The 10,926-nt window shown below is 41.8% G+C and carries 16 protein-coding genes; 11 read left to right on the forward strand and 5 right to left on the reverse strand.

What is annotated here, in order from left to right:
- Positions 1 to 608 precede the first annotated feature (608 nt).
- A complete protein-coding gene (locus QT984_RS29040) occupies positions 609 to 1,139 on the reverse strand; it encodes a hypothetical protein (RefSeq protein ID WP_333375508.1) in 531 nt (176 codons plus the stop codon).
- Here QT984_RS29040 and QT984_RS29045 point away from each other — a divergent pair.
- The 7 genes from QT984_RS29045 (at position 1,130) to QT984_RS29075 (ending at position 5,133) form a co-directional block, all read left to right on the forward strand.
- Positions 1,130 to 1,357, forward strand: a complete 228-nt coding sequence (locus QT984_RS29045) for a hypothetical protein (RefSeq protein ID WP_333375510.1) — start codon at positions 1,130 to 1,132, stop codon at positions 1,355 to 1,357. The two genes, QT984_RS29040 and QT984_RS29045, sit on opposite strands and share 10 nt — an antisense overlap.
- An 84-nt stretch (positions 1,358 to 1,441) precedes the next feature.
- The gene (locus QT984_RS29050) at positions 1,442 to 1,687 is read left to right on the forward strand and encodes a hypothetical protein (RefSeq protein WP_333058526.1); all 246 of its coding nucleotides are present in this window, start codon (positions 1,442 to 1,444) and stop codon (positions 1,685 to 1,687) included.
- A gap of 719 nt (positions 1,688 to 2,406) precedes the next feature.
- Positions 2,407 to 2,598, forward strand: a complete 192-nt coding sequence (locus tag QT984_RS29055) for a BrnT family toxin (RefSeq protein WP_333274841.1) — start codon at positions 2,407 to 2,409, stop codon at positions 2,596 to 2,598.
- The gene (locus QT984_RS29060) at positions 2,582 to 2,842 is read left to right on the forward strand and encodes a hypothetical protein (RefSeq protein WP_333251271.1); all 261 of its coding nucleotides are present in this window, start codon (positions 2,582 to 2,584) and stop codon (positions 2,840 to 2,842) included. Before QT984_RS29055 ends, QT984_RS29060 begins: the two co-directional genes overlap by 17 nt.
- Positions 2,843 to 2,975: 133 nt before the next feature.
- Positions 2,976 to 3,617, forward strand: coding sequence for a Uma2 family endonuclease (locus QT984_RS29065; RefSeq protein WP_333212799.1), 642 nt, complete (start codon positions 2,976 to 2,978; stop codon positions 3,615 to 3,617).
- A 252-nt stretch (positions 3,618 to 3,869) separates the two neighbouring features.
- Positions 3,870 to 4,154 carry a DUF433 domain-containing protein gene (locus tag QT984_RS29070; protein WP_333375514.1) on the forward strand — a complete coding sequence of 95 codons (285 nt, stop codon included), beginning with the start codon at positions 3,870 to 3,872 and terminating at the stop codon, positions 4,152 to 4,154.
- Positions 4,155 to 4,182: 28 nt separating this feature from the next.
- On the forward strand, positions 4,183 to 5,133 hold the full coding sequence (locus QT984_RS29075) for a hypothetical protein (protein WP_333058530.1): 951 nt from the start codon (positions 4,183 to 4,185) through the stop codon (positions 5,131 to 5,133).
- A 238-nt stretch (positions 5,134 to 5,371) separates the two neighbouring features.
- Here the strand turns inward: QT984_RS29075 and QT984_RS29080 are convergent, their stop codons facing one another.
- From QT984_RS29080 to QT984_RS29090, 3 genes are all read right to left on the reverse strand, one after another.
- On the reverse strand, positions 5,372 to 6,859 hold the full coding sequence (locus QT984_RS29080) for an ABC transporter ATP-binding protein/permease (RefSeq protein WP_333375516.1): 1,488 nt from the start codon (positions 6,857 to 6,859) through the stop codon (positions 5,372 to 5,374).
- Positions 6,860 to 6,891: 32 nt separating this feature from the next.
- Entirely contained in the window at positions 6,892 to 7,320 is a 429-nt protein-coding gene (locus QT984_RS29085) for a hypothetical protein (RefSeq protein ID WP_333058533.1), read from the reverse strand.
- 66 nt (positions 7,321 to 7,386) lie between these two features.
- On the reverse strand, positions 7,387 to 7,800 hold the full coding sequence (locus QT984_RS29090) for a hypothetical protein (RefSeq protein ID WP_333058534.1): 414 nt from the start codon (positions 7,798 to 7,800) through the stop codon (positions 7,387 to 7,389).
- Between the two features lie 245 nt (positions 7,801 to 8,045).
- Between QT984_RS29090 and QT984_RS29095 the strand changes: the two genes are divergently transcribed.
- The 4 genes from QT984_RS29095 to QT984_RS29110 all read left to right on the forward strand — a co-directional run bounded on the left by QT984_RS29095 (position 8,046) and on the right by QT984_RS29110 (position 10,039).
- Positions 8,046 to 9,410 (forward strand): ATP-binding protein, encoded by a 1,365-nt coding sequence (locus QT984_RS29095; RefSeq protein WP_333058535.1) that lies wholly within the window; start codon positions 8,046 to 8,048, stop codon positions 9,408 to 9,410.
- A 61-nt stretch (positions 9,411 to 9,471) separates the two neighbouring features.
- Positions 9,472 to 9,681 carry a type II toxin-antitoxin system HicB family antitoxin gene (locus QT984_RS29100; protein ID WP_333058537.1) on the forward strand — a complete coding sequence of 70 codons (210 nt, stop codon included), beginning with the start codon at positions 9,472 to 9,474 and terminating at the stop codon, positions 9,679 to 9,681.
- 2 nt (positions 9,682 to 9,683) lie between these two features.
- Complete coding sequence (locus QT984_RS29105; protein ID WP_333058538.1) at positions 9,684 to 9,908, forward strand: type II toxin-antitoxin system HicA family toxin; 225 nt, start codon at positions 9,684 to 9,686, stop codon at positions 9,906 to 9,908.
- Positions 9,905 to 10,039 carry a hypothetical protein gene (locus QT984_RS29110; protein WP_333058539.1) on the forward strand — a complete coding sequence of 45 codons (135 nt, stop codon included), beginning with the start codon at positions 9,905 to 9,907 and terminating at the stop codon, positions 10,037 to 10,039. Before QT984_RS29105 ends, QT984_RS29110 begins: the two co-directional genes overlap by 4 nt.
- Positions 10,040 to 10,055: 16 nt before the next feature.
- On the opposite strand, the gene QT984_RS29115 is transcribed toward QT984_RS29110, so the two are convergent.
- The gene (locus tag QT984_RS29115; protein WP_333375520.1) at positions 10,056 to 10,634 is read right to left on the reverse strand and encodes a Uma2 family endonuclease; all 579 of its coding nucleotides are present in this window, start codon (positions 10,632 to 10,634) and stop codon (positions 10,056 to 10,058) included.
- Between the last annotated feature and the right edge of the window lie 292 nt (positions 10,635 to 10,926).

Genomic DNA, 10,926 nt, shown 5'->3' on the forward strand with positions numbered 1-10,926 from the left:
TAGATTTTAGATTTTAGATTTTAGATTTTAGATTTTAGATTTTAGATTTTAGATTTTAGATTTTAGAATTGAAGCATTGGCCCCACGGATAAATTTCGGGGGCAAGTTTCATCGGATACAGGTTTTTTATTTCTGGACGGATGAATGACGTGGCGGGTATCCTCGATGCTTTCGGTTAGAGTTTTTTCAGTAATTGTGAATTACACAAACTAGAGTTGCTGTCAACTATCTTTATATTGAGTTAAGGAATTAATTGTTTAAAAAGTGATAGAGTAATTTTATTCCTTGCAATTGCGTCGGCTGCGCCCGATCGTAAGTGTAAATAACTATCAAATATGGCTAATCTGTCATGCCCGTGCAATTTTCTAGAGGCTTTTGTAAAATCAAGTTTTTCAAGGCATTAGCACTTGGTTTTTCAATTGCAGCTATTTGCCCCGCACTCCTATCAGCTCTAAGTCTTGGCGAGTCGATGGTTGCTACCGACTCAGGGGTGCAAGCGCCAATTTTGCATGATCATTTACCGTCTCAATTCAAACTAGATCAAGAAACAGCAGACGATCGCGATCGGCTTCGTGATTTATACTCGGGTTCAGAATTAGATAGAGACACTACAGAGCAAGAAAATAGCATCCCGGAGTTCGATCAATTGACCCAAAGTGAGGCCCCAGAAACTCTCCCTCCATTGCCGAACCGAGGAGAAAACAGACACGAATTTCCGATTCCCAACCCGCGACGGCCAAATCCGGCTCCTCTCCCATAACCCGCGCCGCCAGCGCCCTTGCTTTCAGCCGAACAGCTTTTGCCGCCTGCTGTTCCCCCACCGACACAGCCTGCATAATTGCTAAGATTGCGGGTACGATAAAAGTCGATCGATTTGAAGTAGTTGGCAGTTGACTTACCGCGAGCCGATCGTGCAAAATCCGAGAAGAGAAATCGCGATCGGTATTGGTACCTGCAGGCGAGAAAGCGATACATCTTTGCTGGGAAAGGATTTTCCGCTGTCGCCGGAAGCAGATAATCGGGGCAGAAATCGGGTTGCGGTGCTGAGGCTGTTTCAGGATTTTACTAGGTACTAGCTCAGAGGGGAGAGAGAGATGTCTTGGCGGCGCGATCGCACTTTTGTCAGGGAGTGGCAGCATTTGGCGCTACGGTGAGCAGCCGCAGCCCTGACAGTCAATTTTTGATTTTGCCGAGTCAATTGCATTACCTGCGGTTGTTGGCTCCTGAGAGGCTGCTGCGGGTGCGATCGGATGTGAAATTGGCTGGGGCAGAGCTTTTGTCGATCGAACCATTCGGTATAGGGGGCTCATACACATTGCGGGGCTACCGTCAATCGATTTTAGATTTTAGATTTTAGATTTTAGAGGCGACCCCACGGATAAATGCTCTTTCTTGAGGATTTTCGATTTTCGATTTTCGATTGATTCCACGGATAAATCACGTGGCGGGTACCACCTTTGAAATTCCTGGTCAGGAGGCTTTGCTGGCCGATAGCGGGATTTGTGATTCAGCCGAGTTGCGGTATCCGATGCAAGCGCACCCGCGACAACCAAGGAGTTTTGCAGGTGACGGCGTTTGTGGATTTTGGCAATGTTTGGAATCCCAGGGAAAGCGCGGTTTTGGAAGCGAATACTTTGCTGTCAGCCCGATTGCGGCTGCGGTGACTGTACGGCGAAAGGTGGAATAATCGCGAAGGCTGGGGAATTCCTTTGATTGATATTAAGTCGAGTAACAGGAGTTTACAAGAGCGCGGGCTGTATTTTTCTGTATAATTCAAACCTTTTTAGGAAAAGAGTCGTTTTGCCCTTGGCGGAACTGAGCAATTCCGCTATATAGTAATAAGTATCATTTGGCACTCCTCTGTAGCTGCCAAGAGTGCATTTTACGGATAATCTTTAAATTAAACTATGTCTAAGGTGCGGTTGCTGCTTTTAAGTTCTTTTGCTTCCGGTTTTGGGCTTTGCTCAATCATTTTGGCGATGTTTACGATGACTTCCCGGCTGTCGTTTACGTCTTTTTTTACATTTGTTTTAACTTTGGTGTTTTTTGGAATTAATCTGCTTTTTGCTTTGCATTATTATACAGCGCTTACTAAGCAATTGAGTGTTAAAAACAAAAGGAAAGCGAGAATTTAGCGGTTGTGAAGCAGAAGCGGAAAAAGGCATGGAGAGTTATTTATGGAATTTGAATGGAATCCAGAGAAAGCGACACTAAATGTTGAGAAGCATGGTGTTTCCTTTCAAGAAGCCACAACCATATTTAATTAATGACCACGAATTTCTTGATGCTACCCGCCACGTGATTTATCCGTGGAATCAATCCCAAATCGAAAATCGAAAATCCTCAAGCCCCCCGCATTTATCCGTGGGGTCGCCTCTAAAATCTAAAATCTAAAATCTAAAATCGATTGACCCGCTATCTGTAACTTTTCCCGATCCTCAGCATTCCATCGGAGAAAGCCGGTACGTTATTATTGGTATATCCAGGTATGGACAACTTTTAATTGTTGCACACACCGATCGAGGAGAAACAGTAAGAATCATCAGTGCCAGAAAAGCTACCCGCCAGGAGCAGAGGTTTTATGAAGAAGGATATTGAGAACGAAATGGAAGACGAATTACTTGCTGAGTATGACTTTGCTCAGATGAAAGGAGGTGTTAAAGGCAAGTATGTTGAGCAATATCGTGCAGGAACAAACTTGGTGCTTTTAGACCCCGATATTGCCCAAGCTTTTCCTAATGATGCAGCAGTGAATGACGCATTGAGGATGTTAATCAAAATTGCACAGCGCCAGCAGTTAAATACTGCGGTGCAGCGGAGCCACGAAGGATCTCAACTTTGAGAACGCGATGTCAGGAGATTGTGCGATCGCCCATATTATTTATTTGCTCAAAAAGCGATCGCCTGTGCGTTGAGACAATTATCTAGCTGCCAGCCATAATTATTTAAGGTCTAATTATTTAGGAGGTGCGATCGTGGTTATTACTCAAACCAACCCGCCAAATCTTCCCGATGCGACAAAGACTCGCTTTACTCCAGATGAATACCGGGCGATCGAGGAAACAGCCGAAGAACGTCACGAATACTGTAACGGAGAGATTATCGCTATGCCAGGAGGTTCCCCTGCTCACAGCCGTATTACCGTAGACATTACGACTTTTCTTAACGTGACTGTGCGAGACACAAATTTTCAAATCTATAACGGCGATCTACGAATTTGGATTCCTAGCTTCAATCATGGAACTTATCCCGATGTTATGGTCATTGATGGTGAACCAGAATTCAATGGCGATCGCACGGATGAAATTCTCAATCCTTTACTGATTGTTGAGGTTCTTTCGCCCTCTACTGAAGGCTACGATCGAGGTGAAAAGTTCAGAAAATATCGCTCTCTTGCTAGTTTTTGTGAATATTTGCTGGTTAGTCAAGCTGAACCATATATTGAGCAATATTATAATGGCGATCGCCCAAGTAGCGATCGTTGGCAATGGCAAGTTTGCGATCGGCTCGATCGGGCGATCGTCCTGCACAGTTTAAATATAGAACTTCCGATGTCTGAAGTCTACCGCCGCATTAGTTTTCAAGGGCGATCGGGTGACACTTCTAATGAAAGTTAACAATGCTTGTGCTGCACTCTTCTCAATTTCTACATCAATTGCATAAAAGCATTCACCGCATCATATTGATCGGCTATTGGCGAATACAACTTTAGCGATAGCACATCTAGGGCTTGCAATTAATCAGCTAGTAATATAGAGATCACTTGTAGGATGCTAGAGAGATGACAAGCATACCTAACGAACAAACATCTATCATCCGTACAGAAAGAGGACTAGCGATGGCCGGTGCGCGCATTACCATCTGGCATCATGGACTATGTGACGGCTCAATATCCACCTAAGTTTATCAGAGGATTGTTTGAGCTTACAGAGGAACAAATTAACGCGGCTTTAAATTATATTGAGGCAAATCGCGCTGATGTTGAAGCTGAGTATCAAATGGTTCTTAAGGAAGTTGAAGAACTGCGGCTGTATTATGAAGAAAAAAATCGCGATTTCATTGCCCGAATTGCCGCCCAACCACCAAAACCTGGAACGGAAGTTGCTTGGAAAAAACTGCGAGCGGCTAAGGCCAAGTTTAAGTCGGAGCTATAGTTTTTTATACTAAACTATGATATAATTAATGTATCATAAAATCCTTAAATACTATGATCAATATAGTGTTTTAAAAGTGAGATTCATGTTAAAAGAATTAAAAACCATTCCTCTGGCAACTTGTCTGGTATTAGGAACAGCTAAACTCGGTTCTACTGCACCTCTCCCAAGTCCTAATAATCAAGGGGATTATATAGGAAGAACTTATCATACTTATTGGGAAGTAGTAGACTCAGACCCAAAGGGGTTAAATTGTCGCATGAATTCTTCTTTTGAAGAATTTATGCGTGTTGACAACCGCACTCCATTTGATGTTTTTAATTGGTCTGTAGTTGGTGTTTTAAAACAGGGACAGCGTTTTGAAAGCTTTCCTGGTAATGCTGGTGTTACTTTCCGTGATACCAGGGGTTTACCTTGGCTTTTTGTAGGAAAAACCTACACTGCTGGTGCGGCGCAAGGTTGTTTTATTCGCGCTAATAGTCAATTTGTCAAACCAATACAGATGTCACCAACCCGCGTACAACCTCAAGCGAGTCAACCGCTCACAAGTTCTACAGCACTACCGATGAAGCTTGGTTTTGACGAAGGATTTGGATCGATTGTAGTACCAGAAAGCGATACCAGAGCATCGGCCTATGGAGGACGCTTAAGGCGATATGATGTTCACATTGCTAAAATGTTTGAAGTCACTCACTTTATGTGTCAGCAGGGAAATTTAACACCTGGTATTACTTGGAATTACGAGGCTGGGGGTGGCACGATTAATATGGGAAGTTTTGTAATAACCTGCCGACTTGCTAATCAAATAGCTAGTGCCTATGGTTTAGGTAAATCAGAACCTACGAATATTACTTTTTCTGCTGGTGAAATTGGTCGCCCTGATGTCAGAAGTTTCAACATTCCTATTCTAAATATTACAGGTGATAAAGTACCACGCTGGATAACTTTTGTGCAGGGATTTCAGCCAGTGAGGAGGTAGGGGGATTTGTAAGATGTAGGGTGTGTCATAAGTAAAATTACTCTTTCATCTAAAATTAATCTCAATTTGACGCACCTATTACTAACTAAAGGATTTAGAGGTGAATTCAAAACCATTAAATTATTTGAAAAGTGCTGTATTTCCCCTGACATACGCTAAAGTTGCTAATTAAACGACGTTCACTTGGTTGAATGTGGTGAGGATCTGATCAATTTAAATTTGGGTTGATGATCGATAATTATTGAACTTCTTGATCTCTCTGGTATGACCAAATAGCAATTAATCCGAATACGCCCAAACTCCAAATCAGCCACAGCAAGTGTAGAAATATCTGATTATTATAAGGAGGCACTTTTGCTGCCCAAAATACCAGCTCTCGATAATGGTAAAACGGCGATAAGGCCATCAAATTCTGTACAATTTTTGATTCAGAAATTGGAATTTGTCCACAGGTTAGAGGAACAACAATTAATGACAAGCTAAGGATAGAATCAGCGCTTCTGGGGTCGATCAAATATCCCATTGCTAGACCAAGAATTGCGAAGGGGATAATACCCAGAATTAGGCAGATGAAGATAACTAGCCAGGAACTGGCATCGCCTGTTATTTCCAGTTGCCAGGTTGCCAGTACAAAAATTAGTAAGAGGCTGATGGTACAAAGTAGGATGGCTGTCCCTATCTTTGCTACTATGTATGCGATTGGGGGTAAAGGTGTCGTCCTCAACAATTTCAGCCATCCTTCAGAGCGCTCAACAGCAATTCGTTTGCCGATACGCTCAATCACAATTGTAAACAAGATAAGTCCCGAAATATAAATTATAGCTTGTCTTTCAAAATCTTCTGTTATATCAGGTATAAATTGCAATAGGGGGACAAAAGCTACTAAGCTGAGAGTGGCAAGAAGAAACACAGGAGTCCGAAGAAATTGTAGTATTTCAAAGAAAAGCTGGTTTTTGATAATCGCCAAAATGTTTTGATTAAAAGGCTCTGATTTATTAATGACTGGTTCAGGTGCGGCAACAGCATCTAATTTTTCTTCTGATTTAGCTGCCATCCGAAACTCTTCAACTAATTGGCTTTTGTCAGAAGATTCAGAGAGTTTTTCCAGTGTAATGTACCGAGTAGCCAAAGTATCCAGTTCATCGGAGTCCGATTTATTGTTTGTCACCATCAAAATGGTAATTCCCTGTTGGCGACAAAGTTTTATTTGCTTCCAGAATTCTTCATAACCTTTATCATCTAAATTCCTCGTTGGCTCGTCAAGGATGAGAAGTCGAGGATTTCCTGCCAAAGCGAGAGCAAAGTAGAGTCGCTGCTTTTGCCCCCCAGATAAATCAGTCGCCCAAGCATCTTCCTTGTATGTGAGATTAACTTTATTCATGAGCTCTTCCCTTGAAAGAGGGTTGGGGTAGTAGCTTCGCAGTAGATCAACTAATTCTTTAACTTTGACTTTTCGGGGAACTTGAGTGTCTTGCAAAACTACGCCCAAGCCGATTTTAGAAAAAGAGTTATCTGGAGGAAGTCCCATAAGTTGAATTTGTCCACCACTAGGTCTTAATAACCCTAGAATTAAATTAAGTAATGTAGATTTCCCAACTCCATTTTCACCGCGCAGAACAATAAAATCATTTTCCTTTACAGTTAGATTGATATCCTTAAGGATTTGATTAGCGCCAAACCCTTTGTAGAATGATTTCGATACATTATCAACTTCAACTAAATTCATATTTGGGAAGTAATTAATTTTATTCTCACAAACTAATGGAGTGAAATTTGCATCAAAAGCCAAATTCCCATTGCCACAGCAACAGCAGGAACAAGCGCGACACCAAGCACATTAGTGAGGATCATTAGAGTTGCTGCCCCCCCTAAAAATCCCCAGAAATTAGTAGCTAGAGATGTCGTCGTAGTATTCGCCGTAGTACAAGTGCTAAAGAAGCAAAATTCGCTTCCTTTAGTTAAAAGAAAAAATGTACACGCAGTAGCAACTACTACAATTCCCAGAACAGCCCATCTACCTGCTGCAAGTTCCCATCCTGAAAATCTTAGTGAGAACGATGCGGGTTCTAGGCTATTTGAATTCTGCTGAAGTTGCCCTGTAGGAGAAGGAAGAACTTGCGAATCAGTATTTAAGGGAGTATGTGCTAGGTTAGAAGGCTGTTGAGATTCATTAGAAACAGGTTCCATTTTTAGTAAATCGCTCCTTAAAGAAAGTCATGGTGAACAAGTTTGATCAGGCTTTGATTTAGCTTTCTAAGGAGAAAGCGCTGTTCTGATAGCTAACCACAAAGCAATACCAATTCCTACGGTAACAACTAAAGGTGCATTAGCGATGGCTGCACCAGTTGCAAAAGCAATTCCAATACTTGCTCCACTAAGATCGGGATGTTCTTTTGAAGATTCTACGATTTGTTTCAATGATTGCTGAATCGGATTCTCCGATGGCTTTGGCGGTGGATTATCATCAATGTCAGTAATGATTGGTTGGCATTTTGGTATCAACTCCTTAGACCAATGAATCATAGGATCACAGGAATTTTGAACCTGCAAAGTTTCCGCAATTAGGAGAGGTGTCCATAGCAAGAAACATATTAAGAGAATAGCTTGAAAACGATGGCTGCCCCATTTTTCAAGCCAAGGTTGGTAAAAATTTCTAATAACTTCCATGATAGTAGAGCTTCTATTTAGAGGACTTACACAAGTGTCATCCATAACTTCGTCAGATGCACCCTACGGTATGTACTAATTTATAGTTTGCAACATTTAGCGGAAATATAAAAACTAAAATGGTAGGATTTAGTACCCAAATTTTCTAACCATCTTGAACCAATTTAGTGGAATTTGGTACAATCCAGTTGACAAAGTAGGATTGGGTAGAATATAGTACACCAAACCTCCCTCAACCCTGACTCATGAATGCTGAAGATGTTGTACAATGGGCTGATAACTTAATTTTTGAGCGCACCGGAGACAATCTCACACCCCTAGAGGAAGCAATACTAACGGGTGTTTGGCAAAGACAGAAATATCCTCAAATAGCTAAAGAGTTTAATTGCAGTCAATCTCACGTTAAAAAAGAAGCCGCTAAATTATGGGAAAAACTGGGTGAGGAATTAGGAGAAGACCTCAATAAATTTAATTTTCGTTCTAAGTTAGAAAAAAAATATACTATTTCTCAAGTTTCTAATTTTGTTCGATGTGTAAAAGGAAATATTAATATTTGTAATGAATTTGTACAAACTATTGAAGATACAAAAACCCGATCGCCCTCACCCCCAGATTCTCCCCAAAATCAAGCCCGATCGCCCATAATCGATTTAACAGACGCACCCGAACTCCCTTACTTTTACGATCGCACTTCAGAACTCTCCACCCTCAAACAATGGATTTTACAAGCCCACACCCGCTTAATTACCATCTACGGCTTAAGTGGAATTGGCAAAAGTGCGATCGCCCTCAAACTCATCGAACAAATTCAAACCGAATTTGATTATATTATTTGGTTAAGCCTCACCAACACTCCCGCACTTTCCACCCTCCAAACCGAACTCAAGCAATTTTTTGGGCGATCGCAACAACTCCCATTACCCACAATCATCGATTATTTCCGATCTTCTCGCTGTCTAGTAATTCTTGATGACGTACAGAATATTTTTAGTAGCAGTCAATTAGCAGGTCAATATTTAGCAGGCTATGAAGACTATGGCAAATTTTTCAAACAAATTGCCACATCCTCTCATCAGAGTTGTTTAATCCTCCTCAGTTGGGAAAAACCCAAAGAAATCGCGAATTTAGAAGCCGAAAACCTCTCCACGCGAAGCTTACACCTCAAAGGGTTAGGACAACAAGCCGCAGAAATTTTCCAACAAAAAGGATTAGTCGATGAGGAAAAATGGTCAGACTTGATCGCCCTTTATCAAGGTCATCCTTCCTGGTTAAATATCATTGCTGCAACTATTTTGGAGTTGTTTGATGGTAGCGTTTCCCTGTTTTTATCCGAGGTAAATGATTTATTTGTAGGTGACTTAGAACCCATCTTAGACTCTCACCTAGAGCGTTTATCAGGCTCAGAAAAAAAGGCATTATACTGGTTAGCAACTCAAAATGAAACTGTAGATATTTCCCGAAAAGCTACTGATAGTGAATTATCCCAACCAGAATTTTGGCAAGCTATACAATCTTTAGCGCGACGTGGCTTAGTGGAAAAAGTGTTAGTAGGAGGGCGATCGCTCTTTTTCCTCAATCCCGTATTCAAAGCATACATTCAGTGCAGGTGAAATATTATATAATCTATGAGAGATTACATTTCTTACATTTAACGAATAGAAAGCAAATCTTATGAAAACATTTACCGCTATAATCGAAAAAGATTCTGAGACCAAGCTTTACGTTGGTTATATTCCTGGATTTCCTGGGGCGCATTCCCAGGGAGAAACCTTGGATGAGTTACACGAGAATCTGCGTGAGGTAATTGAGATGCTCCTAGAAGATGATACTCTCGTCATTCAGACTGAGTTTATAGGTACACAACAGATTGTGATCCGATAAACATGAGCAATATCCCAGTTCTGAAACCACAGGAAATAGTCCGCATACTAGAGAACCTTGACTTTGTAGAGGTGCGTCAAAAAGGCTCACATAAGCAGTTCCGTCACCAAGATGGGCGAGGAACTACTGTTCCTTTTCATAAAGGGCGTGATATATCACCTCGATTGCTTCAGCGGATTGCAATTGATATTGGCTTGACAGTTGAGGAAATGTTGGAGTCCCGGTGAGTTTACGTGAACTACGTGACTACTTTTTGCCCCAATTGCTGCTGCAAAACTACCGAAATCCGGGAACCGAAACTGCTGGGAAACAAACTCCGGCCCAGGCAAAATGTGAGGGGAAAGCAGGATTTTTGTAATCGCTCTTCTGAACTTCTACAACGATCGCATAAAAGCATTCACCGCATCATATTGGTCTGCCATACGCGAATAGAACTCGATCGATCGCAAATCCAAATCCGCCAAAAGTTCGCTCTTACTCACCAATTCATATCCCGTTGGGCGCAAACAATAAACCGAAATTACACCATCCTCCCAAAACCAAACCTCCTGCACACCCACCCGACGATAGATTTCCAGCGTATCAATTCCACCACTCGTCACTGTTATCTCGATCGCCAAATCTGGAACTGACTTGCGCGTACCCAAACAATAAGACTCGTCCGGTTCTTTCCGCGCGCCTAATTTCTTCATCCCGATAGTTGTACTGCCGCGCCCATAGAAACGGATGTTTTTCATCCGCATATAAATCTCTAAAAGCTGGCCTAAAGTGTTTTTAGGTTCTTCGTGGGCCTCAGATAAAGGAGCCATAATTTCTAAACACCCATCCAAATAAGTTAAACGCGCCCCAGTGTCCGCCAAATCAGCATCCAATTTTTCCAGAGTCTCCCATGTCACGTTTGACAGGAAAGCCGCACCTTTACCCAATCCTGCTTTAGAAATTGCGACAACCATCTGACTTACCTTTCACAATCATTTTTCCATAATATACGACTTCAAAAATTTGGAGTCTATCGCCATACTAAATCCGGCTGTAATATTCTATTCTTTAGTCTCGCGTTGCGCGGACTTCGTTTGTGTAGTAGCGGTTTCAACCGCCGAGTCTGATTGTTCCAAAAAATATTTTTTCCCAAACAAAAAGCGCCCCTATTTCTAGGAGCGCTTTTTGTAATCTCAGACTAAAACTTAGCCATTGATAGAAGGAGCAACCAAAGCTACTGGAGTGACTTCACTAGCAGCCAAGTCG

This window comes from Microcoleus sp. Z1_B2 (genome assembly GCF_036700325.1).
GTDB lineage: Bacteria > Cyanobacteriota > Cyanobacteriia > Cyanobacteriales > Microcoleaceae > Microcoleus.